Below are 24067 nucleotides of genomic sequence, written 5' to 3'. Positions count from 1 at the left end.
TGATCTCCTCGGTGATGCCGGCGATCTTGATGTCCATCTGGAGCGAGGTGATGCCCTCGCTGGTGCCTGCGACCTTGAAGTCCATGTCGCCCAAATGATCCTCGTCGCCCAGGATGTCGGACAGGACGGCAAAATCCTCGCCTTCCAGGATCAGCCCCATCGCGATGCCCGATACCGGGCGCTTGATCGGCACGCCGGCGTCCATCAGGCTGAGCGACCCGCCGCACACCGTCGCCATCGACGACGAGCCGTTCGACTCGGTGATGTCGGAGGTCACGCGGATCGTGTACGGAAACTCTTCCTTCGACGGCAGCACTGCGTGGAGCGCCCGCCAGGCCAGCTTGCCGTGGCCGATGTCCCGCCTGCTGGGGGCGCCGAAGCGCCCGACTTCGCCGACCGAATAAGGCGGGAAGTTATAGTGCAGCATGAAATGCTGGTAGCTGAGGCCGCCCAGCCCGTCGATCATCTGCTCGGCGTCTTTGGTGCCCAGCGTCGTGGTGGCGATGGTCTGCGTCTCGCCGCGCGTGAACAGGGCCGAGCCGTGCGCGCGCGGCAGGAAGTGGACTTCCGCCTCGATCGGACGGACCGTCCGGGTATCGCGGCCGTCGATGCGGCGCCCGGTCTTCAGGATCGCGCCGCGAACGATTTCGGCTTCGAGCTTCTTGACCAGCTTCTGCGCGGCCATCTGTTCCTGCGGGGTCTTGTCCGCCATCGCCGCCTTGGCCTTGGCGCGGGCGTCCCCCAGCGCGTTCTGGCGCGCCGATTTGTCGACCAGCTTGTAGGCGGCGTCGATGTGGGCCCCGATCAGCGACTTCAACTCGGCCTTGACCGCCGAGGTGTCGTCGGCCTGCTTGAGTTCCCACGGCTCCTTGGCGGCCTGTTCGGCGAGCTTGATGATCGCCTCGATCACCTGGCTGCTCGCCTTGTGCGCGAACATCACCGCGCCCAGCATGATTTCCTCCGACAGCTCCTTGGCCTCGGATTCGACCATCATGACGGCGTCCTGCGTGGCGGCGACGATCAGGTCAAGCTCGCCCTCCAGCACCGCGCCGTCGGACGGGTTGAGGACGTATTCGCCGTCCTTGTAGCCGACGCGCGCGGCGCCGATCGGGCCCATGAACGGCACGCCCGAAATGGTCAGCGCGGCCGACGCGGCGATCATCGCCAGCACGTCGGGCTCGTTGCGGCCGTCATACGACATCACCTGGGCGATGACGTTGATCTCGTTGTAGAACCCTTCCGGGAACAGCGGACGGATCGGGCGGTCGGTGAGGCGGCTGATCAACGTCTCGCGCTCGGTGGCGCCACGCTCGCGCTTGAAGAAGCCGCCGGGGATACGACCGGAGGACGAGAACTTCTCCTGGTAATGAACGGTGAGCGGGAAGAAATCCTGCCCTTCCTTGACCGACCTGGCGGCGGTGACCGCGCACAGCACGACGGTCTCGCCGAGCGTCGCGATCACCGCGCCGTCGGCCTGGCGGGCAACCTTGCCCGTTTCGAGCGTGAGGGTCTCTCCGCCCCACTCGATGCTTACCTTCTTGGTATCGAACATTCTGTTTCCTTACACTCCGGCGGCCAGATGCCGGCCGGGGCCTGTGTGAGCCAGTTTTGGCTCGTGCCAATTGGCCGAATTGCCTCTTGGCGATGATGTGCTCCCGCAAAGGTGGGAGCCCAGTCTGATCCCTGCCTGGGCGGGGGTACAAATGCGGCAAGGGCGCCACGCGGGCGCCCTTTGAGATTATTTGCGAAGGCCGAGCTTCGCGATGAGCGCGAGGTAACGGTCGCCTTCGGTCTTGCGCAGATAGTCGAGCAGCGAGCGGCGCTTGTTGACCATCATCAGCAGGCCGCGGCGCGAATGGTTGTCCTTCGCGTGGGTCTTGAAATGCTCGGTCAGCGTCTTGATGCGATCGGTCAGGATCGCGACCTGGACCTCGGGGCTGCCGGTATCGCCGTCGCCGCGGGCATGTTCCTTGATCAGCGCTTCCTTGCGCTCGGGGGTAATCGACATTTGCTTTCCTTCGACATCGTCGTTCAGAGGTTGAAGCCACGGACGATGCGGGCTTCCCCGCCTGCCACGTCCACCAGGGCGACGGGCGTATCGCCCAACGTCGCGAAGCGGAGGCCATCGTCTTCGGCTATCCCGGCCAGAACGCGCCCCTGGCGGAGCGCCCCTGCCTGGTCGGGATCGAGGGACAGAGCCGGGATGTCGTCCAGCCCCGCCCTCAACGGCAGGATGCAATGTTCAAGGACGCGCGCCATAGCGGCTTCGTTCAGTTTGTCCAGCGATATCGCATGAGAGAGGTCGAACGGACCGGCCCTGATCCGCCGGAGATAGGTGACATGGCCGACCGTGCCAAGCGCCAGCGCGATGTCGCGCGCAAGGCTGCGGATATAGGTGCCCTTGGAGACATGGGCGATGAGGGTGACGGCGTCCACCGTCGCCCCGGCGGAGGCGGGGGCAGCTGGGTTGCTTGATGAGGCAGGTGCCCCAAAAGCGGCGGTCTCCGCCTCCGCCGGGGCGACATATAGCGAATGCACCGTCACCGCGCGGCTCGCCGGCACCACCTCTTCGCCCGCCCGCGCCAGGTCATAGGCCCGCGCGCCGTCGATCTTCAGCGCGGAATAAGCCGGCGGCACCTGGTCGATCCGGCCGGTGAAACGCGGCAGCACCGCCTCGATTTGCGCCGGCGTCGGCCGCCGGTCGGACGTGGCGATCACCTTGCCCTCGGCGTCGAGCGTGTCCGTCTGCCCCCCGAACCGACACGTAAACTCATACACCTTGTCGCTGTCGAGCATCCGGCCGGCGAGCTTGGTGGCCTCGCCCAGCGCGATCGGCAGCACGCCGGACGCCAGCGGGTCGAGCGTCCCGCCATGGCCGACCTTGACCTTGCCTTGGCCGGCGGTGCGCAGCGCGCGCTTGACCGCCCCGACCGCCTGGGTCGAGCCGAGCCCGAGCGGCTTGTCGAGGATCAGCCAGCCATGCACCCCAAGCCTAGCGCGGCGTCTTTTGCATTGCGGTGGTCGTCACCATCCTGTCTCCCTCAGTCCTGTCTTCGTCCGCCGCCGCGCATCGCCTCGGTGAAGTGCCGCCGGCACAAGGCGACATATCGGTCATTGCCGCCGATCTCGGTCTGCGCGCCGTCGTGGACCGCCGTGCCCTGCGCGTCGACCCGCAGGTTCATCGTCGCCTTGCGCCCGCAATCGCATATCGATCGCATCTCGACCAGCGCGTCGGCGATCGCCAGCAACCGCGCCGATCCGTCGAACAGCTCGCCGCGAAAATCGGTACGCAGGCCATAGGCAAGCACGGGAATGCCGGCCAGATCGGCAAGATCGGCAAGCTGGTCGACTTGGCCCCTGGTCAGGAATTGCGCCTCGTCGACCAATACGCAGGCGATCGGCGCGACGGCATGCGCGGCGGCAACGATGGCGGCGATGTCGGTGCCGGCATCGAACGGCATGGCCGGGGCGCCGAAGCCCAGCCGCGAGGCGATGCGGCCGTGCCCGGCGCGCGCGTCGACCCCGGCGGTGAACAGCATCGTCGCCATGCCGCGCTCGCGATAATTGAAATCGGCCTGGAGCAGGCTGGTCGACTTGCCCGCGTTCATCGACGCGTAATAGAAATGGAGCTTGGCCATCGCGCCGGTGTTGGCGCGGCGGCGGCGGCGAATCCAGCCCGAATTGCTTGGCGGGGGCTGGTCGCGTGGTCGACCCTCGCCTATCTTGGCAGGCATGACGATATTCAGCCGCTTCTCGCCGTTGCGCGCGATCGGGGACCTGCGCCGCTTCCTCGCCTCGCGCGGCAAGCACGAGGTGATCTTCCTGTTCGCCTCGTTCGTCGTCGTCGTCCTGATCATCGCGGGGTTCGTCGCCGACAGTACGCCGCCGGTCCCGTACAAGCGGCCGACGATCGTCTTCGTCCAGCAATGGCGCGCCGACCGCACCGACGCCCAGATCGTCGCCCAGCAGAAGATCGACGCCGCCAAGAAGAAGATCGTCGACGCCAAGATCGCGCGCGAGCAGGCGGAGACGCGCGCCGCGTATAAAAGGCTGAACGACAAGCTCAAGCCTTGGCTGTAGCCGCCGATCCGCGCTTCATGGCCGCCGCCTTGGCGCTGGCCGAGCGCGGGCGGGGGCGGACGGCGCCCAATCCCAATGTCGGCTGCATCGTCGTCCGCGACGGCTGCGTCGTCGGCCGCGGCTGGACCCAGCCCGGCGGCCGCCCCCATGCCGAGGCGATGGCGCTGGCCCAGGCCGGCGCGGCGGCGCGGGGGGCGACCGCCTATGTCACGCTGGAGCCGTGCGCGCATGCATCGCCGCGCGGGCCGGCATGCGGCGACCTGCTGGTCACGGCAGGCGTGGCGCTGGTGGTGGTGGCGCTCGCCGATCCCGATCCCCGCACCGACGGCAAGGGTATCGATCGGCTGCGCGCGGCGGGCATCGCGGTGCGGACGGGCGTGCTGGAGCAGGCGGCGCGCCGGTCGATGGCCGGGTTCCTGACGCGCCAGGCCAGCGGTCGCCCGCAGGTGACGTTGAAGCTCGCGCTGTCGCTCGACGGCTGCATCGCCACCGCCAGCGGCGAGAGCAAGTGGATCACCGGCGACGTGGCGCGCGCCCACGCGCATCTCGAACGCGCGCGGCATGAGGCGATCCTGGTCGGCCGCAAGACGCTCGACGCCGATGCGCCCCGGCTGGACGTCAGGCTGCCCGGGCTGGAAGCGCGCGGTCCACGTCGCATCGTCCTGTCGCACCAGCCCCGGATCGGCTGGGAGCAGATCGCTTCACCCGCGGCGATCGGCGGCCTGGAGGGCGTCGATCACCTGCTGATCGAAGGGGGCGCGGGGACGGCGTCGGCGTTCCTTGCCGCCGATATCGTCGATCGCCTGCTGCTCTACCGCGCGCCGGTGCTGATCGGCGGCGGCACGCCGGCGCTGGGCGACATCGGGCTGGGCCGGCTGGCCGATGCGCATGACCGCTGGCGGCTGGCCGATGCCCGGCCGCTTGGCAGCGACCGGCTCGAAGTCTACGAACGGGTGAGGAGCTAGCGCATGTTCACCGGCATCATCAGCGATATCGGCACGATCGTCGAGGTCGAGGAACGCGGCGACCTGCGCGTGGTGATCGCGACCGGACATGATACCGCGACCCTCGACCTCGGCGCCTCCATTGCGTGTTCGGGCGTGTGCCTGACCGCGGTCGACCGCGCGCCGGGGCGGTTCGCGGTCGATGTCTCGGCCGAAACCATCTCGCGCACCGCCGCGGGCCAATGGGTCGAGGGGCGCCGCCTCAACCTGGAGCGCGCGATGCGGCTGGGCGACGAGCTTGGCGGGCATATCGTCACCGGCCATGTCGATGGCGTCGCCCGGGTCACGGCGATCGCCCCCGACGGCGATTCGCGGCGCCTGACCTTCGGCGTCGCGCCCGACTTGGCGCCGTTCATCGCGGCCAAGGGGTCGGTCACGATCGACGGCGTGTCGCTGACGGTTAATATGGTGACCGACGGGGCGCCGGGCACCGACTTCACCGTCAACCTGATCCCGCACACCTGGCAGGTGACGACGCTGGGCACGCTTGGCGTCGGCGATCCGGTCAATGTCGAGATCGACGTGCTTGCCCGCTATCTCGATCGAATGAGGATGCTCGCGCCGACCGCGATGTGAATCAGCGATAGCGCCGTCACATCGAAATGTGATAAGCGGCAATAATGACCATTAAGCTGATCGATCGCGTGCGTGATCTCGTTTCCTCAGGCGGCATTTCCCGCTCGGGGCTGGCCCGCGCCGCCGGGCTTCATGCCAATTCGCTGCGCAGTATCGACAGCGACGACTGGAACCCGACCGCCGAGACACTGCGCAAGATCGAGCATTATATCGTCGGGCGCGAGCAGCGCCCCGCGCTGGTGCCCATCGAGGAGATCATCGACGAGGCGCGCAACGGCCGGATGTTCATCCTGGTCGATGACGAGGATCGCGAGAATGAGGGCGACCTGATCGTCCCCGCGCAGATGGCCACCCCGGACGCGATCAACTTCATGGCCCGGCATGGCCGCGGGCTGATCTGCCTGGCACTGACTAGGACGCGGGTCGAGGCGCTGGGGCTGGGCTTGATGAGCCGTCATAACGGCACCCGGCACGAAACCGCCTTCACCGTGTCGATCGAGGCGCGCGAGGGCGTGACCACCGGCATTTCGGCCGCCGACCGCGCGCGCACCGTCGCGGTGGCGATCGACGCGGGCAAGGATCGCGACGCGATCGTCACCCCTGGCCATGTCTTCCCGCTGGTCGCGCGCGACGGCGGCGTGCTGGTCCGCGCCGGCCATACCGAGGCGGCGGTCGACGTGTCGCGGCTGGCCGGGCTGAACCCGTCGGGGGTGATCTGCGAGATCATGAAGGACGACGGCACGATGGCCCGGCTCGACGATCTGATCGGCTTTGCGCAGCAGCACAAGCTCAAGATCGGCACGATCCGCGACCTCATCGCCTATCGCCGCCGCCACGACCATCTCGTCGAACGGCGGGCCGAGGCGCGTTTCACCAGCCGCTGGGGGGGCGACTGGACGGCCATCACCTTTCTCAACAAGGCCGTCGGCACCGAACAGGTCGCGTTGGTCAAGGGGCGGATCGATCCCGATCGGCCGACCTTGGTCCGAATGCACGCGATGAACGTGTTCGCCGACGTGTTCGGCGAATCCGGCGACCGCAGCGGCTTGCTGGGGCGGTCGATGGAGCTGATCGGCGAGGCGGGGGCTGGCGTCGTCGTCCTGCTCGGCGGGCCGACGCGCGACGGCCTGTCGCATGTGGTCCAGTCCAAGGCGGGGGCCGGCGCGATGGGCGAGGAACTGCGCGATTACGGCATCGGCGCGCAGATCCTGACCGAATTGGGGGTCGAGGACATGGTCCTCCTGACCAACACGCATCACACGCTCGTCGCGCTCGACGGCTACGGCCTGTCGATCGTCGGCGAACGCGCGATCGACGGGGAGGCGCGCTGATGGCGCGGGTGCTGATCGTCGAGGCGCGATTCTATGATCATCTCAACGACCTGCTGCTCGCCGGCGCGTGGGCGGCGATCGAGGCGGCGGGGCATGCCCACGAAACGCTGACCGTCCCCGGCGCGCTCGAAGTCCCGGGGGCGATCGCCATGGCGGTGGAGACCGGCCGGTACGATGCGTTCGTCGCGCTGGGCGTGGTCATCCGCGGCGAGACATATCATTTCGAGATCGTCGCCAATGAAAGCGCGCGTGGCGTCATGGCGCTGACGATGGACGGGATCGCGATCGGCAACGGCATCCTCACTACCGAGGACGAAGCGCAGGCGATCGCGCGCGCTGACCCGGCGCGGCTCGACAAGGGCGGCGCCGCCGCCCGCGCCGCGCTGGCGATGCTGGCGATCAGCGGATCGTTCGGTTGACCCGGCGGCGGTGCAGGCGTTCGAGCACCAGCCGCCACAACGGCATCGAGGTCAGCGCGAACAGCGCAATCCACGGGTTGACCGCGGCGACCGCCAGCGCGGTCAGCGTGCCCAGGATCACCGCCCAGCCGCGCCGCTTCATCAGGGCGGCATGTTCCGGGTCGAGATCGTCGGCGGCGATGCCGGGCGACACCGCCATGCTGTTGTTCCACAAGTTGCAGATCGCAACCAGCAGCAGCCACACGCAATAAGCGATGGTCGGCACGCGCTTGCCGTAATAGTCACTCATGAACGCCGTGAAGAAAGGCATGGCGGCGACGGTGCACAACAGGAACAGATTGGGCCGCATCAGTCGCGGCGACCAGTGCCGTGCGCAGTCGAACGCGCGATGATGCCCGCCCCAGAACGCGCCGATCACGAAGAACGACGCGAAGAAGCCGATGAAATGCGGCGTCAGGTTGAACAGCGTTATGGCATAATCCAGGTCGGGCGCGTTGCGGGGCAGGACCGGGACATGCAGCTCGATGACCAGCAACGTGATCGAGATGGCGAACACCGCGTCGGAAAAGAACACCAGTCGTTCCAGCGCGTGCGCCGGCGAGTGGTGGGTCGATGCCACGCTCGCCGATATCGGTCCGTTCATTCGATCCCCCTTCGAATTGGACGACATGCTGCCACGCGTCGCGGGTGCTTGCCAAGCGGGCATGGCGACCGGCAGAAGCGATCGTCAGAGGAGACCCCGGCGTGACCGACGACAGCGTGTATCCCGTGCCGGGCGAATGGCGCAAGCGCGCGCGGGTCGACGCGGCGGGGCGCGAGAAGCTTTACGGCCGCAGCATCGCCGATCCCGGCAGCTTCTGGCTCGACCAGGCGCGTCGGCTCGATTGGGTGAAGCGGCCGGAGATTGCGGGCGACTGGTCGTTCGCCGCCGCCGACTTCCATGTCAGCTGGTTCGCCGACGGCGTCCTGAACGTATCGGCCAATTGCTTGGACCGCCACCTCGCCAGGCGCGGCGGCCAGGTCGCGCTCCTGTGGGAGCCCGACGATCCCGCGGACCAGCCGGTGCGGATCACCTATCGCGAGCTCCACGCGCGCGTCTGCCGCTTCGCCAACGTGCTGCGCGGCCGCGGCGTCGGCAAGGGCGACCGCGTCACCATCTACCTGCCGATGATCCCCGAGGCGGCGGTGGCGCTGCTCGCCTGCGCGCGGATCGGGGCGGTCCATTCGGTGGTGTTCGGCGGTTTCTCGCCCGAGGCGCTGGCGGGACGGATCGAGGATTGCGGATCGACCATCCTCGTTACCGCCGACGAGGGGCGGCGCGGCGGCAAGCGCGTGCCGCTAAAGGCCAATGTCGACGCCGCGCGGGCCCACGCGCCCGGCCTGGCGACGGTGATCGTCGCGCGCTCGACCGGCGGCGAGGTCGCGATGGGCGAGGGCGATCATTGGTGGCATGAGCTGGAAGCCGACGCCGCGGCCGAATGCAAGCCGGTGCCGATGAACGCCGAGGACCCGTTGTTCATCCTCTATACCAGCGGATCGACCGGCAAGCCGAAGGGCGTGATGCACACCGGCGGCGGCTATCTGCTATGGGCGGCGTGCACCCACGAATGGTGCTTCGACTATCGCGCGGGCGACATCTGGTGGTGCGCCGCCGATATCGGCTGGGTCACCGGGCACAGCTATGTCGTCTATGGCCCGCTGGCCAACGGCGCCACCACGCTGATGTATGAAGGGCTGCCCAACTGGCCCGACGCCAGCCGCCTCTGGCAGGTCGTCGACCGGCACCAGGTGACGACGATCTTCACCGCGCCGACGGCCTTGCGCGCGCTGATGAAGGAGGGGGACGGGCCGGTCGCGGCGACCAGCCGCGCCTCGTTGAGGCTGCTCGGCACCGTCGGCGAGCCGATCAACCCGGAGGCCTGGCGCTGGTATCATGACGTCGTCGGTGCGGGCCGCTGCCCGATCATCGACACCTGGTGGCAAACCGAGACCGGTGCGGCGATGATCGCGCCGATGCCCGGCGCCACGCCGCTCAAGCCCGGCAGCGCGACGCTGCCGCTGCCCGGGATCGATCCCCAGCTGGTCGATGCCGACGGCAAGGTATTGACCGGCGCGGCGGCGGGCAATCTGTGCATCGCGCGCAGCTGGCCGGGGCAGATGCGCGGCGTATGGGGCGATGCGGACCGCTTCTTCCAGACCTATTTCACCGCCTATCCGGACAGGTATTTCACCGGGGACGGCTGCCGTCGCGACGCGGACGGCTATTATTGGATCACCGGCCGGGTCGACGACGTCATCAACGTCTCGGGCCACCGCATGGGCACCGCCGAGGTCGAAAGCGCGCTGGTGCTCCACCCCAGGGTTGCCGAGGCGGCGGTGGTCGGCATGCCGCACGACGTAAAGGGCCAAGGCATCTACGCCTATGTCACGCTCAATGCGGGCGAGGCGCCGTCCGACGAATTGCGCGCCCAGCTGGTCACATGGGTGCGGCGCGAGATCGGCCCGATCGCGACCCCCGACGCGCTGCAATTCGCCCCGGGCCTGCCCAAGACCCGCTCGGGCAAGATCATGCGCCGCATCCTGCGCAAGATCGCCGAGGGCGACGTGTCCACGCTCGGCGACACGAGCACGCTCGCCGATCCCGCGGTCGTCGACGATCTGGTGGCGAACCGTCGAAGCTGATCGCGGCGACGATCACTGCCAGTTGGGCGTGGTCGCCAGCAGGAAGCCAAAGAACAGCATGTAGAGTATCGGAGGGGCGGCCAGAACGAGAAGCAACAGCGACGCTAGCCGGCCCCGCGCACGCGCCCGGAGCATCCACGCCGCCACCAGGATGGCGCTCGGTACTGCCAGGACGACCGACCAGATCAACAGGGCGGCACTCGATCCGCCATAGCGCAGGCCGTCGAGAAAGAAATAGCCGAGCGCCGCCAGGACGACCGCGTCGAACGCGAACAGGATGCGAAAGAGCCACATGCTCGGCTAATCGTCCACCTCGATCGTTATATCCAGCACCAGCATCGCATAACGATACCGCCCGCGGTTCACCTTCTTGTTGATCTTTCCGGGCCGCGACTGGCGGCCGGCCGGCTTTGCGTCCACGCGATTCGAGTTGCCGCTCATGCGCCCTGCCGCTACGAAACGGCAACACACCGCATCATGAGGGTTCCCATGCGCTTATCCTTCCTGCTCCGCACGTCGGCCGTCGCCGCCCTCGTCCTCGCGATCCCGACGCTGGCCCAGGTCGCCAAGGCGCCGCGCTACGGCACCTTCGGCATCGACCTGGCCTCCGAGGACAAGACGGTGAAGCCGGGCGACGATTTCTGGACCTATGCCAATGGCGCCTGGAACAAGCGGACCGCGATCGCCGCCGATCGTGGTTCGGCCGGGGTCGGGGTGATCCTGAGCGACGAGGCCGAGGTCAATGTCCGCAGGATCCTGGACGACATGGCCGCCAATCCCGGCGCCTATGGCCAGACCGGCCGCCAGGTCGGCGATTTCTACGCCAGCTGGATGGATACCGCCGGGATCGAGGCGCGGGGTACCGCGCCGCTCAAGCCCTATCTAACGCGCATCGCCGCGGTGAAGGACAAGGCCGGGCTGCAGGTGTTGTTCGCGTCGGTCGGCTATGCCAGCCCGGTCGGCATCGACATCATCCCCAACCTCGCCGACCCCAGCCGCTATACCGCCGCCGTTGGCCAAGGCGGGCTCGGCATGCCGCGCGATTATTACCTGCTGCCGGGCGACAAGTACGATGCCATCCGCAAGGCGTATCGCGCCTATGTCCAGCAGATGCAGGAACTGGCCGGCATCCCCGATGCCAGTGCCAAGGCCGACGCCATCGTCGCCCTGGAAACCGCGATGGCCAGGGATCAATGGTCGCCCGAACAGAGCCGCGACATCGCCAAGCTCAACGATCCCCAGACGCTGGCCGGGCTGACCGCCAAGGCGCCGGATTTCGACTGGCCGCTCCTGCTGAAGACGGCGCAGCTCGATTCGTCGCCGATGGTGCTGATGACGCAGAACACCGCGGTGACGGCGATGGGCAGGATCTTCGCCGCGACGCCCGTCCAGACGTGGAAGGATTATCTCGCCTATCATTTCGTGAGCGACCACGCGACGTTCCTCCCCAAGGCGTTCGACGATGCGCGCTTTGCCTTCTATTCGACGACGCTGGCGGGGGTTCAGGTCCAGCGCGATCGCTGGAAGCGCGGCGTCCAGCTAATGAACGGATCGATGGGCGAGGCGGTCGGCGCGATCTATGTCGCCAAATATTACCCGCCCGAATCCGAAAAGCAGATGGGCGAGCTGATCGAGAATCTGCGCGAGGCGTATCACGACCGGATCACCGCCAGCACGTGGATGGACGAGCCGACGCGCAAGGCCGCGCTCGCCAAGCTCGCCGCGTTTGAGCCACGCATCGGCCACCCGGTCAAATATATCGACTATTCGTCGCTGAAGGTCGATCGCACCAACCTGCTCGCCAATGCGATGGCGGTCGGCGAATTCCAGCAGCAGCTGGAATTGTCCCGCTTCCCCAAGCCGGTCGACCGCACGCTGTGGAACATGACGCCGCAGACGGTGAACGCCTATTACAACCCGCTGTCGAACCAGATCACCTTCCCCGCCGCGATCCTCCAGCCGCCGTTCTTCGATCCCTATGCCGATCCGGCGGTCAATTACGGTGCGATCGGTGCGGTGATCGGCCACGAAATGGGCCATGGCTTCGATGACCAGGGCAGCCAGTTCGGCCCGACCGGCAAGTTCGAGAATTGGTGGACGGACACCGCAAAGGCGGCCTTCAAGCTGCGGACCGCCGCCTTGTCGGCGCAATATGACGCCTATGAGCCGATTCCCGGCACCAAGGTGAAGGGCGGCCTGACGCTCGGCGAAAATATCGGCGATCTCGGCGGGATCGAGGCGTCCTATGCCGCATACCAGAAATACCAGCAGAAGCACGGCAAGTCGAAGGTCATCGGCGGGCTGACCGGCGACCAGCGCTTCTTCCTCGCTTATGCCCAGGCGTGGCAGTCCAAATTGCGCGAGGGGCTGCAGCGGCAATTGCTGCTGACCGATCCGCACTCGCCGGCGATGTTCCGGGTGAACGGCGTCGTGCGCAACGTCGATGCCTGGTACAAGGCGTTCGACGTCAAGCCCGGCGACGCCCTTTACCTGCCGCCCGAAAAGCGCGTGCATATCTGGTGAATGAGGGGGGAGCGTTGCTGGGGAATGGCGACTTTAGTAACCAATGCGAATTATAGCCGACTGCCCGGGATAGAGGTTTACCACCGAAAAGGTCCGTTAGATGATATTGCATGTCGCGAACGTGCCGCCGAGTGTAAGAATCGCACTTGCCGTCACCGTGATGGCTTCAACCCTCCAAGTAATATATCATCCCGGCACGGGCACCCTATATGGTCCATTGGGGCTGGAACTGACGACGTTCTTGTTGTTCGGACTGCTCAAGGTCGTTGGACTCATGACGCTTCGCTACTGTGCGCCCGCTCACTTTATATCCAGGATACGCGGGAAAGTGATCTTCGCCAGGCCGACACGTTTCTCTTGGCGACAGTCATGGGCGCCTTGCTCCTCGCCCTCTACGTTTTTGCTGGAATGAGAGTTATTCAGTCCGAGGCGTTTGTCTCCCGAATGGGCACCGGGATCCCGCAGGGTATTGCCGTTGCGATAATGATCGCGCTATTCTTCCTGTCCTGCATGCCACTCTACCGACGCCAATATTATGATATGGCCGTAATCGTGAATGTGGGGACCAAGCAACTAGAAACCATACGACAAAATCCTGATGAGAACAGTCGGTTCATTAGAACGCTCACAAGGAAGTGCGCGCTCTATCTGCTCCCGTTACTCGTCGCTCACATCTTTGTCTTGAAAATGTCCATCAGAAGCCACATGCCCATCGCTACCTCCCTTGCCGATGGCTTCGTGACATGCGCTCTCGCCCTGGCTTCGGGCTACGCCATCGCGTCGACTCTGCGTGAGATGGCAGATGGCCAATAGCACGTTCCGCTAGGCCTCATCGATATAGGCGCGCGGCCGACCGACGATCTCTGTCCTACAGCCCGGCCAGGCGCTATACCGCTCGGCTCTTTGACCTCGCCGCAACCGCCTGCCCGACTCGACGGCCATTTGTGGGGAATGGCCCAACGCCGCCATTGTTGGGCGTGAACTTCCGTGAACTTTGGGGTTATTTCAGCAGCACGAGTTCCTCGGCCATGGTCGGGTGCAGCGCCACCGTCTCGTCGAACTGGTCCTTGGTCAGGCCCGCCTTGACCGCGATCGCCGCCGCCTGGAGAATCTCGGCGGCGTCCGGGCCGATCATGTGGATGCCGACGATCCGCCCGGTCTCGCCGTCGCACACCATCTTGTACAGCGCGCGTTCGTTGCGCCCGGCCAGCACGTTCTTCATCGGGCGGAAGTCGGAGGTGTAGATCTTGACCGAGCCCAGCTTTGTCTTCGCCTGGCTTTCGGTCAGGCCGACGCCCGCCATCTGCGGGTGGCTGAAGACCGCGCTGGGGATGCAGCCGTAATCGACCCGCGTCGGCTTCCCGCCGAATTGGGTGTCGGCGAACGCCTGGCCCTCGCGGATCGCGACCGGGGTCAGCTGGACGCGGTCGGTCACGTCGCCGACCGCATAGATCGAGGGCACGTTGGTGCGGCTGTCCTCGTCGACGCGGATCGCACCCTTGTCGGTAAGCTCGACGCCCGCCGCCGCTAGTCCCAGGTTCTGCGTGTTGGGGATGCGGCCGGTGGCGAACATCACGCAATCGACCTCCACGGGGTCGTGGTTGGTCATCATCACCTTCAAGCTGCCGTCGTCCTGCTGCTCGATGCCGCGGAATTCGGCGTGGAAGCGGAACTGGATGCCCTTCATCATGCTGATCTGGAGCAGCCGGTCGCGGACCGATTCGTCATAGCCGCGCAGGATGACGTCGGTCCGGTTGATCAGCGTCACGTGCGCGCCGAACTGGTGGAAGATGCCGGCGAATTCATTGGCGATATAGCCGGCGCCGGCGATCAGGATGCGCCTGGGTATCGCCGGCAGGTGGAACGCCTCGTTCGAGGTGATGCCGAATTCGTGCCCCGGGCATTCGGGGATCTGCGGCCGCGCGCCGGTCGCGATCAGGATGGTCCCGGCGGTCACTTCGCGCCCCGAGGCGAGGCGGACGGTGTTGGCGCCGGTCAGCTCGGCATGCTCGCGGATCACCTCGACATCGTGGGTCGCAAGCGTCGAGCCATAGGCCTCGCTGATCCGGTCGACCTCGTCGAACACATGGCGGGTCAGCGTCTTCCAGTCGAAGTCGCAATCGGGCACGTTCCAGCCGAAGCGCTTGGCGTCCTGCAGGTCCTCGGCGAAATGCGCGCCATAGACGAGCAGCTTCTTGGGCACGCAGCCGCGGATGACGCAGGTCCCGCCGACGCGATATTCCTCGGCCGCCGCGACCTTGGCGCCATGCGCCGCCGCCACCCGCGCCGCGCGCGTCCCGCCCGATCCGGCGCCGATGACGAACAGGTCATAGTCGAAATCGGGCATGTCAGGTCGCTTCCGGTATCAGGTCCAGCGCCGACCGGAGGCCGAGATGCGCAACGAACGGGTCAAAGTCGCGGTCGCTGTAGAGCAACGGCAGGCGATCGAGAATGCACCGCGTGGCGATAAGCGTGTCGATCGTCTTGCGCACGGTGATGCCCATGGCACGGAGCGCGCGGTAGTTCTGCGCCGCCGCGATGGCGACCGCGCGATCCGAAATCTCGATCGGTTCGCACAGGGACATCTGGCCCAGCGCCAGTCGGAACGCCCGTGGGCTACGCGTTCCCTGAAGCACTTCGACCAAGGTCAGGTCACCGACGCCGATATCCTGTGCGGCGGCCATCAGCCGCTTGAGCGCGCGCGTCTGCAACGTATCGCGATCGACCAGCTGATCGATCCAGACACTGGCATCGACCAGGATCATTCCTCGGGCAGGTACTTACTCGTCCGCATATCGTCGAGGTCACCTTCCCAACCAATGCCCCGGAGCGCCTCGAACCCCTCCAGTTGGCGCCGCGCGCGGATCATCCGGCGCAATGCCTCTTCCACGGTCTCCCGCTTGGTCGTCTTGCCCGTGATGACCATCGCCTCGGCCATCAGTTCGTCATCGATCTCGATGTTCGTCCGCATGTGTATGCTCCACTACGACCATACACATAAAGCGGACGCCGAGACGCGGCAAGTCCAGGACGCGCTCTAGCCGAAGGCGCGCTTGATCAGGTCGGTGGTCGACGGATCGAAATCGCCGCCGCCCTTCTGCGCGGCCTTGGCCATTTCTTTGCCCAGCTCGACCCCGAACTGGTCGAAGCTGTTGATCCCCAGGAGCACGCCGTTCACGAACACGCGCTGTTCGTGGAACGCGATCAGCGCGCCCAGCGTGCGCGCGTCGAGCGTGTCGGCCAGGATCGTGGTCGACGGCCGATCGCCGGGATAGGCGCGCGCCGGATCGTCGGGATTGGCCTTGCCCTTCATCAGCGCGGCGCCTTGTGCGAACATGTTGTTCAAGAGGTTGCGATGGTGTTCCTCGTTCAGCATATCGCCCGGTTCGATCACGCCGATGAATTCCAGCGGGACGACATGCGTGCCCTGGTGGAGCAGCTGGAACACCGCATGTTGCGCGTCGGTGCCGACCCCGCCCCAGGTGATCGCCGCGGTCGGGCGGCCGACCGGCTCGCCCTCGATCGTGACGCCCTTGCCGTTCGATTCCATTTCAAGCTGCTGGAGGTAGGACGGCAACAGCCGCAGCCGCTCGTCGTAACAGAACACGCCACGCGTCTCGCAGTGCAGGACCTGCGTATAATAGAGGTCGCCGAACGCGGCGATCGCCGGCACGTTCTCGTGCAGCGCGGCCAGCCGGAAATGGCGGTCCATCTCGGCCGCGCCTTCGAGCAACTCGGCAAACGCGTCCCAACCCAGCGCGATCGCCGCCGGAAAGCCGATCGACGACCACAGCGAATAGCGCCCGCCCACGGTATCGGCGAACGGCAGCACGCGCGTCTCGTCGACGCCCCATTCGATCGCCTTGTCGGGCGACGCGGTCAGCGCGACGACACGGCCGTACGGATCCTCGACCCCGCCGGCGCGCATCCATTCGACCACGCTGTCGGCATTGAGCATCGTCTCGGTCGTCGTGAAGGTCTTCGACGCCACCGCCAGCAAGGTGGCGGTGGGGTCGAACCCGCGCAACGCATCCTCCAGCGCGACGCCATCGACATTGCTGACGATCGCCACCTCGTAACGGGTCTCTTCCCGGCCCAGCGCGTCGACCAGCAGGTCGGGACCCAGCGCCGACCCGCCGATCCCGACATGCAGCACATGCCGGATCGGTCCCATCGCCCCGCTTTCGATCGCGTCGATCAGCGCGCGCATCCGGGCGTGCAGGCCCTGAGCGGCGGCCACGTCGTCAGGCGCGCCCTCGCCGCGTTCGGCAATGTGGGTGACGGCGCGACCTTCGGTCACGTTGATGACCTTGCCCGAAAACAGCGCCTCGCGCTTGCCGGTCAGGTCCTGTTCCCTGGCCAACGCCGAAAAAGCCGCGATCGCCTCGTCGGTCAAATGCGTCTTCGACCAGTCGAAATGGAGCCCGGCCAGGTCCGCGCTGTATCGCGTCAGCCGATCGGGATCGGCGGCGAACAGGTCGACCAGCGGCGTCCTCGGCAGGGCTTCGATCGCGCTCCAGTCCGCCATGGCTTCAATCTCCTCGTGATGCGCCCATACAATGGGCTCTGCGATCGGCTGTGCAATGGGCGTTCGCCCCGCCGCGTTCAAGGCGAGTCTGTCCCGTCCTTGGTCGACCGGTGCGCTTGACGCGGTACCGCGCGGAGGCGCAAAACGGCGCGATGAGCGATACTCCTCCGGCGCCCCCGGCCGACATGGCCAATCCGACCCTCCAGCCACGGCCCGCTGTCGCCGCGAAACCCGCCAGGAAGAAGGAGGATTGGCGCGACACGCTGTCTTTCCTGGTGAAGCTGGGGATCATCGTGTTCCTCTTCCGCAGCTTCCTGTTCTCGCCCTTTTCGATCCCGTCGGAATCGATGCTGCCGCGGCTGTATATCGGCGACTATCTGTTCATTTCGAAATGGAATTACGGCTATTCGCGGCACTCGCTGCCGTGGAATCTGCCGCTGATCCCCGGCCGCGTCCTGGCCCGGCTGCCCACGCGCGGCGACGTCGTCGTGCTGAAGGCGCCGCCGGGCAACCAGCAGGATTACATCAAGCGCGTCATCGGCCTGCCCGGCGACACCATCCAGATGCGCCATGGCCAGGTGATCCTGAACGGCGTGGCGATACCCAAGGTGCGCGTCGCGGACTTCACCATCCCGCTGACGCCCAATTACGACGCCGCGCGGTGCGGCCCCGAATTCCAGGCTACCGACGCCGCCGGCAGGCCGATCTGCCGCTACATGCAATATCGCGAGACGTTGCCCAACGGCCGCAGCTATCTGGTGCTCGATCGCGGCGAGATACCGTCGGCCGATGATACCGGCGTGTACACGGTGCCCGCGGGCAATGTCTTCCTGATGGGGGATAATCGCGACGATTCGGGCGACAGCCGCTTCCCGGCGGTCGAGGGCGGCCCGATCGGCATGGTCCCGCTGGAAAATCTTGAGGGCAAGGCGCTGTTCACCTTCTGGTCGACCGACGGCAGCGCGCAATGGCTGCTGCCCTGGACGTGGTTCACCGCGGCGCGCTGGGGCAGGATGGGCCAGGGGTTCTGAGGTGAAGGTGGCTTTTTGAGGTTTCGGCGATGCCGACGCAAATCCTCGCCGGCTGGATCGGTGAAACCTTCGGCCATGCCCCCGCCAACAAGGCTCTGTTCGACCGCGCGCTGACCCATGGCAGCCAGGCAGCGGACAATTACGAGCGGCTGGAATTCCTGGGCGACCGCATACTCGGGCTGGCGATCGCGGAATGGCTCTATGACCTGTTCCCCGACGAACCTGAAGGCGCATTGTCGAAACGGCTCAACACGCTGGTATCGGGAACGGTATGCGCGGAGGTGGCGCGGACGATCGGCGTCGCTGCGCACCTCCGGCTCGGCAAGCAGGCGCGCGACGACGGCGCCGGCGACAGCGCCAACGTGCTGGGCGACGTGATGGAATCTCTGCTCGGCGCGCTGTATCTCGACGGCGGCTACCCCCCGGCGCGTGACTTCATCCGCCGCGCCTGGCACGATCGCGTCCACGCCGATGCCCGCGCGCCCCAGCATCCCAAATCGGCGCTTCAGGAATGGGCCGCGGCCAACAATCGCAAGGCGCCGATCTATGAGGTGATCGACCGCTCCGGCCCCCCCCACGCCCCGCACTTCACGGTGCGCGTCAGCCTGGGCGGGTTCGCACAGGCCGAGGCGTCGGGCACGAGCAAGCAGGAAGCGGAGACCGAGGCAGCGGCGGCGCTGCTGGCACAGGTCAGCGGCTAGAGACGGTTTCGGTTAGGCGGCACCGGCCCGCTCCCCCACCCGGCCGCCCATGCAGAATATCCTAGATGGGCGGCCGGGTGGGGAGCGGCCGGCGCCGCTTCCACGTAAGTGGAGCAGACCTTGGTCGACCCGTTCGTGCTGCGCTTGTCGAAGCACCGTTCTTCCTCCATCCGCAACGAATGCGTTTCTGGTGCTACATGCGCTTTGCCTTGGCCGGAAGTAAGCGCCGCGCGTCGACAATCTCGGGGCGAACGGATCTGGGGGCTGGATCTTGACCCGCCAGTGCGGCCTGGTCGCGGTGCTCGGCGCGCCCAATGCGGGCAAGTCGACACTCGTCAACGCGCTGGTCGGGCAGAAGGTCGCGATCGTCAGCGCCAAGGCGCAGACCACGCGCACGCGGCTGCTCGGCGTGGCGATGGCGGGCGAGACGCAGCTGCTGCTGGTCGACACGCCGGGCATCTTCGAGGCGCAGCGCCGGCTCGACCGCGCGATGGTGGCGGCGGCGTGGGGCGGGGCGGACGGCGCCGACGTGATCGCCTTGGTGGTCGACGCGAAGGGCGGGCTCGGCCCCAGGGTGATGCCGATCGCGGAAAGCATCGCAGGCCGCCGCGAGGCCAGGTTCCTGGTGCTCAACAAGGTCGATCTCGCCGACAAGGCCAAGCTCCTGGTCCATGCCGAGCGGCTCAACGCCGCGGTCGCGTTCGAGGAAACGTTCTTCGTGTCGGCGGCGACCGGCGACGGTCTCCCCGAACTGAAGGCGGCGCTGGCGGCGCGGATGCCGGCGGGGCCGTGGCATTTCCCCGAGGATCAGGTCTCCGACGCGACCGAGCGCGCGCTCGCCGCCGAGGTGACGCGCGAGCAGATCTATCTCCAGCTCCACGCCGAGCTACCCTATGCCTCGGCGGTCGAGACCGAGAAGTTCGACGAGCGCGCCGACGGATCGGTCGAGATCCACCAGCAGGTCCTGGTCGAGCGTCCGACCCAGCGCGCGATCGTGCTGGGCAAGGGAGGCGCGCGGATCAAGGAGATCGGCGCCCGCGCCCGCGCCCAACTGGTGGTGCTGCTCGACCGGCCGGTCCACCTCTATCTGCATGTCAAGGTCAGGCCCGGCTGGGACGAGGATCGCGAGCTCTACCGCGATATCGGGCTCGACTGGGTCGAGTGACGGGAAAGCAGGGTAGAGCCCGTCTTGTTCGGGCGGCGGCGCGGTTCCGTCAGGGACGGACGATGCCTATCGGCTCAGCACCATGTCCACCCATCGGGGCACCAGCATGCTCGCCGGCCCCAGCCGGGTCTCCGCAAACCAGCCGCTTCCCGCCGACTCTTCCAGGTTCAGCTCCAGCGTATCCGCGCCGGCATGGCGCGCGGCCTGGACGAAGCCTGCCGCCGGATAGACCGCGCCCGACGTGCCGATCGACACGAACAGGTCGGCATCGGCGATCGCGCGGTCGATTGCGTCCCTCCGGTACGGCATCTCGCCGAAGAACACGATGTCGGGGCGCAGCGCCGCCGCGCCGCATGTCGCGCAGGTGCTGTCGGGGGGCAGCGGCCCGGTCCATTCGACACGCGCGTCGCACCGTGCGCACAGCGCCGATCGCAGCTCGCCATGCATATGGACCAGCCGCTTCGCCCCGGCGCGCTCGTGAAGGTCGTCGACATTCTGCGTCACGATCATGAGCCCGCCATTCCATTGGGCATCGAGCCGCGCCAGGGCCACATGCGCCGCATTGGGCACGACCCTCGCCAGCGCGGCGCGGCGCTCGTCATAGAAACGATGCACCAATACCGGATCACGCGCCAGCGCCCGGGGCGTGCAGACATCCTCCACGCGATGTCCCTCCCACAACCCGCCCGGACCGCGAAACGTGGCAAGGCCGGATTCGGCGGAAATGCCCGCGCCGGTGAGGATGACGATGCTATGGGGTCGCTGCATCGTTCGACGGTTAGCGCCCGGGCGTCGCGTCGGTAACCCGCTCGACGCATAGAAACCGTTTTCTCACGGCATGTTTCCGTGTCATCTGGCGTGGCATGGATTGTCGCACCCCCGCCTCGTTCCTCATCGGCAGCGGCGCCGTATGACCGCGATCGGCATCCTCGGCAGCGCCGGGCGGATGGGCCGCGCGATCGCCGCTATCGCTGCCGATCTGGGCGCGCCGATCGCCGGCGGGATCGATGCCGGCGGCGATCCGATGCCGCTGGCGCACGATTCGGACGTTCTCGTCGACTTTTCCGCGCCCTCCGCCCTGGAGGCAAATCTAAACGCCGCCTGCACCACCAACACCCCTATCCTGATCGGCACCACCGGCCTCACGCGCACCCACCATGCGATGATCGACAACGCCGCGGCGCGGATCGCGGTGCTCCAGACCGGGCATACCTCGCTCGGCGTCACGTTGCTCGCGCAACTGGTCGCGCAGGCGGCCGAGCGGCTGGGCCCCGAATGGGACATCGAGATCATCGAGGCGCACCATCGGCACAAGGTCGACGCGCCATCGGGCACCGCGATGATGCTGGGCGAGGCGGCGTCGGAAGCGCGTGGCCTGCCGCTAAGCGAGGTCAGCGTGGTCGATCGCGCCGGGCTGGCCGGCGCGCGCGCGGAAGGGACGATCGGGTTTGCCGCCATTCGCGGCGGATCGATCGCCGGCGACCACAAGGTGCTGTTCGCCGGTCCTGGCGAGCGGCTCGAACTCGCTCACCATGCCGAGAGCCGCGAGATATTCGCGCGCGGCGCGGTGCGCGGCGCGCTGTGGCTCGCTGAGCAGCCCGCCGGACGCTACCGGATGTCAGAGGTGCTGGGCCTGTGAGACGGGCAGCACCGTGAAGCGCGCCGACGTGGCGGCATTCTTCCATCGCCTCGCCGCCGACAATCCGCATCCCGAGACCGAACTCGAATCGGTCAATCCCTATACCTTGCTGGTCGCCGTGGTGCTGTCGGCGCAGGCAACCGATGCCGGCGTCAACAAGGCGACGCGCAGCCTGTTCGCAGCGGCCACCACGCCCGACCAGATGGTCGCGCTGGGGGAGGCGGCGCTGAAGCAGCACATCCGCACGATTGGCCTGTTCAACACCAAGGCAAAGAACGTCATCGCATTGAGCGAGCAATTGCTCGCTAGGCATGACGGCGTGGTACCGGCCGATCGTGATGCGCTGGAGCAGCTTCCGGGGGTGGGGCGCAAGACCGCTAATGTCGTCATGAACGTTGCGTTCGGTGCCGAAACCTTCGCGGTCGATACGCATATATTTCGCGTGTGCAACCGCACCGAACTGGCGCCCGGCAAGACCCCGGCAGCGGTGGAGGCGGGGCTTGAATGCGTCGTCCCCCAGCCGTTCCGACTGCACGCACACCATTGGCTGATCCTGCACGGTCGCTATACGTGCAAGGCGCGGACCCCGGAATGCTGGCGCTGCGTCGTTGCCGATCTCTGCCCGTTCCACCCCAAGACTCCGGCCCCTGACTCCCGCAAATGACCTGCACTTACCGCCGAATCGACTGGCGCCCGCCACCGCCCTTTGCTACGTGCCATGCCCAGGCACCCGTAGCTCAGCTGGATAGAGTGGCGCCCTCCGAAGGCGTAGGTCACAGGTTCGAATCCTGTCGGGTGCGCCATTTCCGTTCAGCTATGGGCACCTTTGCCCCTGGCGGCTGCGAGGCGACGACGGCGCGTTCCAGCATGGCGTTGCGCCCGCTGACGCGAATATCGCGGTCGCCAACCTCGACTCGGTCGACGAGCAGGTGGACATATTCGCGGCGGACCTTCGGATCGGGACCGCGCAGCCTGCGGCCGAGCAGATCGCCGAACTCGGCGATGATCGCCGGCGTGATCCGCCGGTCGCCGGCATCGAGCTGGCGTTCGAGCACGGTGATGTCGGCATCAGTGCTGGTGCGCTGAGCGCGGATGCTGGCGAGTTCAGCGGCGATCTGCGGGTCGTCGGGACTACAGATACCGCTGCGCACGAGCTTGATGACGCGGGCGCTTTCGCCCTCCAGCTGAGTCAGGCGCGTCCGCAGCCGCTTGAGGTCGGCTTCGCGCTCGGCGACGGCGGTCTGCGAACGATCAAGCCAAGTCTGAAGCAGGGCATTTAGCCGTGCGGGGTCGGTCAGATGCCCGGCGACCGCGTCGACCACTATCGTGTCCAACGCCTCCATCGGCACCCGGCGACCTGTGCAGGCTTCCGCACCCTGCTTGGTGCGGGCGGCACAGGCGTAATAGCGATATTGGCCGGACTTGCCCGTGGCGGTGCTCATCCCCGCACCGCAGCCATCGCCGCCGCAGCCGCAGGTGGCGCGACCGGTCAGCAGGTTGGTGTTCGTCTTGACGGCGGCCTCGCCCATGCGGGGATCGCGATCGGCCATCTGCTTGCGGACGGCGTAGAACACGTCTTCGCTGACGACCGGCGGCACCGGAATCGGCACCCACTCGGATTCGGGTCGTGCCTCGCCCGTTCGGGAATCGCGGCGGTTGAACAGGACGTAGCCGATATGAGCGGTGTTGGTCAGGATGCCGTGGACGTTGGAGACGCTGAAACGCTTGCCGCGCAGCCGCTCACCGCGCTCGTTGAGCAACTGGGCCAGCCGAGTGATGCCGACCGGGCCGTCATCGTCGCCGTTGAGGTAGGTGTCGAAAATCCAGCGGATGAGATCGACGGTGTCGGGGTCATGCTCGAGCTTCTTACGGTCCTTGCCGCGCGGTTGCGGCACAACATAGGTGCGAAACCCCAGCGGCGGGGTCTGACCGTTCCAGAAACCGTTCGCCGCGTTGGCAATCATCGTGCGCCGGACGTGCTTGCCGTTCTCGGCGGAGTGATACTCATCGAAGATCGCGAGCATCGCGACCGCCATGTCGGAGGCCGGGTCATCGCCAAAATTCTGGGTGATCGAGACGATCCGGATCTTCCGGCGGCGCAGGCGCTCACGATACTGCATGAAATCGAGTGCGTTGCGAAAGCCGCGCGACAACGAGTGGAGGAGAATGACGTCGATGGGATGGTCATCGCTCTCGGCCAGCGCGACCATCTCGCGAAAGGCGCGCCGCTCGTCGGTGGTGGCGCTGCCGGCCTCAGAGAAAACGCGGATCCGCTCGGCGCCCTGTTCCTCGATCCAGCGGTCTGCGCTGGCGATCTGGTCGGGCAGCGACAAGTCGTTCTTCTCCTGCCGCGTGGTCGACACGCGCGCGTAGACGAAGACCCGCTTA

Annotated in this window: 26 protein-coding genes and 1 tRNA gene; 14 read left to right on the top strand and 13 right to left on the bottom strand. The window is 66.8% G+C overall.

Annotated features, from left to right (window positions below; all coding sequences use genetic code 11):
* From pnp to ACFE7K_RS14325, 4 genes are all read right to left on the bottom strand, one after another.
* Window positions 1–1552: polyribonucleotide nucleotidyltransferase (pnp, locus tag ACFE7K_RS14340; RefSeq protein ID WP_375398881.1), on the bottom strand; the 1552-nt coding region annotated here is incomplete at its 3' end.
* A gap of 186 nt (window positions 1553–1738) precedes the next feature.
* Window positions 1739–2008, bottom strand: a complete 270-nt coding sequence (rpsO, locus tag ACFE7K_RS14335) for a 30S ribosomal protein S15 (protein ID WP_375398880.1) — start codon at window positions 2006–2008, stop codon at window positions 1739–1741.
* A 23-nt stretch (window positions 2009–2031) separates the two neighbouring features.
* Window positions 2032–2985, bottom strand: a complete 954-nt coding sequence (truB, locus tag ACFE7K_RS14330) for a tRNA pseudouridine(55) synthase TruB (RefSeq protein ID WP_375398879.1) — start codon at window positions 2983–2985, stop codon at window positions 2032–2034.
* Window positions 2986–3041: 56 nt separating this feature from the next.
* Entirely contained in the window at window positions 3042–3638 is a 597-nt protein-coding gene (locus ACFE7K_RS14325) for a thymidine kinase (protein WP_375398883.1), read from the bottom strand.
* A 94-nt stretch (window positions 3639–3732) separates the two neighbouring features.
* Between ACFE7K_RS14325 and ACFE7K_RS14320 the strand changes: the two genes are divergently transcribed.
* The 5 genes from ACFE7K_RS14320 to ribH are packed head-to-tail and all read left to right on the top strand — an operon-like array spanning window position 3733 to window position 7410.
* Complete coding sequence (locus ACFE7K_RS14320) at window positions 3733–4080, top strand: hypothetical protein (protein ID WP_375398878.1); 348 nt, start codon at window positions 3733–3735, stop codon at window positions 4078–4080.
* Window positions 4081–4097: 17 nt separating this feature from the next.
* Window positions 4098–5045, top strand: a complete 948-nt coding sequence (gene ribD, locus ACFE7K_RS14315) for a bifunctional diaminohydroxyphosphoribosylaminopyrimidine deaminase/5-amino-6-(5-phosphoribosylamino)uracil reductase RibD (RefSeq protein WP_375398882.1) — start codon at window positions 4098–4100, stop codon at window positions 5043–5045.
* A 3-nt stretch (window positions 5046–5048) separates the two neighbouring features.
* Complete coding sequence (locus ACFE7K_RS14310; RefSeq protein WP_375398877.1) at window positions 5049–5660, top strand: riboflavin synthase; 612 nt, start codon at window positions 5049–5051, stop codon at window positions 5658–5660.
* 44 nt (window positions 5661–5704) lie between these two features.
* Window positions 5705–6991 carry a 3,4-dihydroxy-2-butanone-4-phosphate synthase gene (ribB, locus tag ACFE7K_RS14305; RefSeq protein WP_375398876.1) on the top strand — a complete coding sequence of 429 codons (1287 nt, stop codon included), beginning with the start codon at window positions 5705–5707 and terminating at the stop codon, window positions 6989–6991.
* Entirely contained in the window at window positions 6991–7410 is a 420-nt protein-coding gene (ribH, locus tag ACFE7K_RS14300) for a 6,7-dimethyl-8-ribityllumazine synthase (RefSeq protein WP_375398875.1), read from the top strand. Before ribB ends, ribH begins: the two co-directional genes overlap by 1 nt.
* Here the strand turns inward: ribH and ACFE7K_RS14295 are convergent.
* Window positions 7391–8053 carry a TMEM175 family protein gene (locus tag ACFE7K_RS14295; RefSeq protein WP_375398874.1) on the bottom strand — a complete coding sequence of 221 codons (663 nt, stop codon included), beginning with the start codon at window positions 8051–8053 and terminating at the stop codon, window positions 7391–7393. The genes ribH and ACFE7K_RS14295 overlap by 20 nt on opposite strands.
* A 101-nt stretch (window positions 8054–8154) precedes the next feature.
* Between ACFE7K_RS14295 and acs the strand changes: the two genes are divergently transcribed.
* Window positions 8155–10092 carry an acetate--CoA ligase gene (gene acs / locus ACFE7K_RS14290; RefSeq protein ID WP_375398873.1) on the top strand — a complete coding sequence of 646 codons (1938 nt, stop codon included), beginning with the start codon at window positions 8155–8157 and terminating at the stop codon, window positions 10090–10092.
* A gap of 12 nt (window positions 10093–10104) precedes the next feature.
* Here acs and ACFE7K_RS14285 read toward each other — a convergent pair whose 3' ends face one another.
* Both ACFE7K_RS14285 and ACFE7K_RS14280 read right to left on the bottom strand, forming a co-directional pair.
* Entirely contained in the window at window positions 10105–10386 is a 282-nt protein-coding gene (locus tag ACFE7K_RS14285; protein WP_375398872.1) for an osmoprotectant transporter permease, read from the bottom strand.
* Window positions 10387–10392: 6 nt separating this feature from the next.
* A complete protein-coding gene (locus tag ACFE7K_RS14280; protein ID WP_375398871.1) occupies window positions 10393–10533 on the bottom strand; it encodes a hypothetical protein in 141 nt (46 codons plus the stop codon).
* A 48-nt stretch (window positions 10534–10581) separates the two neighbouring features.
* Here ACFE7K_RS14280 and ACFE7K_RS14275 point away from each other — a divergent pair, with 48 nt between their 5' ends.
* The gene (locus ACFE7K_RS14275; protein WP_375398870.1) at window positions 10582–12615 is read left to right on the top strand and encodes a M13 family metallopeptidase; all 2034 of its coding nucleotides are present in this window, start codon (window positions 10582–10584) and stop codon (window positions 12613–12615) included.
* Between the two features lie 369 nt (window positions 12616–12984).
* Window positions 12985–13428: a hypothetical protein gene (locus tag ACFE7K_RS14270; RefSeq protein WP_375398869.1), complete on the top strand. Its 444-nt coding sequence runs from the start codon at window positions 12985–12987 to the stop codon at window positions 13426–13428.
* Between the two features lie 187 nt (window positions 13429–13615).
* Here ACFE7K_RS14270 and gor read toward each other — a convergent pair whose 3' ends face one another.
* The 4 genes from gor to pgi form a co-directional block, all read right to left on the bottom strand.
* Window positions 13616–14962 carry a glutathione-disulfide reductase gene (gene gor / locus ACFE7K_RS14265; RefSeq protein WP_375398868.1) on the bottom strand — a complete coding sequence of 449 codons (1347 nt, stop codon included), beginning with the start codon at window positions 14960–14962 and terminating at the stop codon, window positions 13616–13618.
* 1 nt (window position 14963) lies between these two features.
* The gene (locus ACFE7K_RS14260; RefSeq protein WP_375398867.1) at window positions 14964–15380 is read right to left on the bottom strand and encodes a PIN domain-containing protein; all 417 of its coding nucleotides are present in this window, start codon (window positions 15378–15380) and stop codon (window positions 14964–14966) included.
* Window positions 15377–15586, bottom strand: coding sequence for a type II toxin-antitoxin system VapB family antitoxin (locus ACFE7K_RS14255; protein ID WP_375398866.1), 210 nt, complete (start codon window positions 15584–15586; stop codon window positions 15377–15379). The genes ACFE7K_RS14260 and ACFE7K_RS14255 overlap by 4 nt, the downstream gene beginning before the upstream one ends.
* A 66-nt stretch (window positions 15587–15652) precedes the next feature.
* Window positions 15653–17143, bottom strand: a complete 1491-nt coding sequence (pgi, locus tag ACFE7K_RS14250) for a glucose-6-phosphate isomerase (protein WP_375398865.1) — start codon at window positions 17141–17143, stop codon at window positions 15653–15655.
* Window positions 17144–17295: 152 nt separating this feature from the next.
* Here pgi and lepB point away from each other — a divergent pair, with 152 nt between their 5' ends.
* The 3 genes from lepB to era all read left to right on the top strand — a co-directional run bounded on the left by lepB (window position 17296) and on the right by era (window position 20040).
* Window positions 17296–18174 (top strand): signal peptidase I, encoded by an 879-nt coding sequence (gene lepB / locus ACFE7K_RS14245; protein ID WP_375398864.1) that lies wholly within the window; start codon window positions 17296–17298, stop codon window positions 18172–18174.
* A 29-nt stretch (window positions 18175–18203) separates the two neighbouring features.
* Window positions 18204–18875: a ribonuclease III gene (rnc, locus tag ACFE7K_RS14240; protein ID WP_375398863.1), complete on the top strand. Its 672-nt coding sequence runs from the start codon at window positions 18204–18206 to the stop codon at window positions 18873–18875.
* 271 nt (window positions 18876–19146) lie between these two features.
* The gene (era, locus tag ACFE7K_RS14235) at window positions 19147–20040 is read left to right on the top strand and encodes a GTPase Era (protein WP_375398862.1); all 894 of its coding nucleotides are present in this window, start codon (window positions 19147–19149) and stop codon (window positions 20038–20040) included.
* Window positions 20041–20106: 66 nt separating this feature from the next.
* Here the strand turns inward: era and ACFE7K_RS14230 are convergent, their stop codons facing one another.
* Complete coding sequence (locus ACFE7K_RS14230; RefSeq protein WP_375398861.1) at window positions 20107–20808, bottom strand: NAD-dependent deacylase; 702 nt, start codon at window positions 20806–20808, stop codon at window positions 20107–20109.
* Window positions 20809–20950: 142 nt separating this feature from the next.
* On the opposite strand from ACFE7K_RS14230, the gene dapB reads away from it, so the two are divergent.
* The 3 genes from dapB (at window position 20951) to ACFE7K_RS14215 (ending at window position 22482) form a co-directional block, all read left to right on the top strand.
* Window positions 20951–21679: a 4-hydroxy-tetrahydrodipicolinate reductase gene (gene dapB / locus ACFE7K_RS14225; protein ID WP_375398860.1), complete on the top strand. Its 729-nt coding sequence runs from the start codon at window positions 20951–20953 to the stop codon at window positions 21677–21679.
* A 13-nt stretch (window positions 21680–21692) separates the two neighbouring features.
* Window positions 21693–22343: an endonuclease III gene (nth, locus tag ACFE7K_RS14220; RefSeq protein WP_375398859.1), complete on the top strand. Its 651-nt coding sequence runs from the start codon at window positions 21693–21695 to the stop codon at window positions 22341–22343.
* Window positions 22344–22405: 62 nt separating this feature from the next.
* Window positions 22406–22482: transfer RNA gene (locus ACFE7K_RS14215), tRNA-Arg, on the top strand.
* Here ACFE7K_RS14215 and ACFE7K_RS14210 read toward each other — a convergent pair.
* The coding region (locus ACFE7K_RS14210) for a recombinase family protein (RefSeq protein WP_375398858.1) at window positions 22453–24067 on the bottom strand (1615 nt) is incomplete at its 5' end. The two genes, ACFE7K_RS14215 and ACFE7K_RS14210, sit on opposite strands and share 30 nt — an antisense overlap.

The sequence above is a fragment of the uncultured Sphingomonas sp. genome (assembly GCF_964244265.1).
In the GTDB taxonomy this organism is placed as follows: Bacteria; Pseudomonadota; Alphaproteobacteria; order Sphingomonadales; family Sphingomonadaceae; genus Sphingomonas.
The sequence above is the reverse complement of the archived record's forward strand: the minus strand, read 5'-3'. Positions and strand labels throughout refer to the sequence as shown.

Bases quoted from the DNA above. Each gene is read 5' to 3' on its own strand.
- rpsO (WP_375398880.1), bottom strand. From the start codon at position 2,008: ATGTCGATTACCCCCGAGCGCAAGGAAGCGCTGATCAAGGAACATGCC.
- ACFE7K_RS14325 (WP_375398883.1), bottom strand. From the start codon at position 3,638: ATGGCCAAGCTCCATTTCTATTACGCGTCGATGAACGCGGGCAAGTCG.
- ACFE7K_RS14320 (WP_375398878.1), top strand. From the start codon at position 3,733: ATGACGATATTCAGCCGCTTCTCGCCGTTGCGCGCGATCGGGGACCTG.
- ribD (WP_375398882.1), top strand. From the start codon at position 4,098: ATGGCCGCCGCCTTGGCGCTGGCCGAGCGCGGGCGGGGGCGGACGGCG.
- ACFE7K_RS14310 (WP_375398877.1), top strand. From the start codon at position 5,049: ATGTTCACCGGCATCATCAGCGATATCGGCACGATCGTCGAGGTCGAG.
- ribB (WP_375398876.1), top strand. From the start codon at position 5,705: ATGACCATTAAGCTGATCGATCGCGTGCGTGATCTCGTTTCCTCAGGC.
- ribH (WP_375398875.1), top strand. From the start codon at position 6,991: ATGGCGCGGGTGCTGATCGTCGAGGCGCGATTCTATGATCATCTCAAC.
- ACFE7K_RS14295 (WP_375398874.1), bottom strand. From the start codon at position 8,053: ATGAACGGACCGATATCGGCGAGCGTGGCATCGACCCACCACTCGCCG.
- ACFE7K_RS14285 (WP_375398872.1), bottom strand. From the start codon at position 10,386: ATGTGGCTCTTTCGCATCCTGTTCGCGTTCGACGCGGTCGTCCTGGCG.
- ACFE7K_RS14280 (WP_375398871.1), bottom strand. From the start codon at position 10,533: ATGAGCGGCAACTCGAATCGCGTGGACGCAAAGCCGGCCGGCCGCCAG.
- ACFE7K_RS14275 (WP_375398870.1), top strand. From the start codon at position 10,582: ATGCGCTTATCCTTCCTGCTCCGCACGTCGGCCGTCGCCGCCCTCGTC.
- ACFE7K_RS14270 (WP_375398869.1), top strand. From the start codon at position 12,985: ATGGGCGCCTTGCTCCTCGCCCTCTACGTTTTTGCTGGAATGAGAGTT.
- gor (WP_375398868.1), bottom strand. From the start codon at position 14,962: ATGCCCGATTTCGACTATGACCTGTTCGTCATCGGCGCCGGATCGGGC.
- ACFE7K_RS14260 (WP_375398867.1), bottom strand. From the start codon at position 15,380: ATGATCCTGGTCGATGCCAGTGTCTGGATCGATCAGCTGGTCGATCGC.
- ACFE7K_RS14255 (WP_375398866.1), bottom strand. From the start codon at position 15,586: ATGCGGACGAACATCGAGATCGATGACGAACTGATGGCCGAGGCGATG.
- pgi (WP_375398865.1), bottom strand. From the start codon at position 17,143: ATGGCGGACTGGAGCGCGATCGAAGCCCTGCCGAGGACGCCGCTGGTC.
- lepB (WP_375398864.1), top strand. From the start codon at position 17,296: ATGAGCGATACTCCTCCGGCGCCCCCGGCCGACATGGCCAATCCGACC.
- rnc (WP_375398863.1), top strand. From the start codon at position 18,204: ATGCCGACGCAAATCCTCGCCGGCTGGATCGGTGAAACCTTCGGCCAT.
- ACFE7K_RS14230 (WP_375398861.1), bottom strand. From the start codon at position 20,808: ATGCAGCGACCCCATAGCATCGTCATCCTCACCGGCGCGGGCATTTCC.
- dapB (WP_375398860.1), top strand. From the start codon at position 20,951: ATGACCGCGATCGGCATCCTCGGCAGCGCCGGGCGGATGGGCCGCGCG.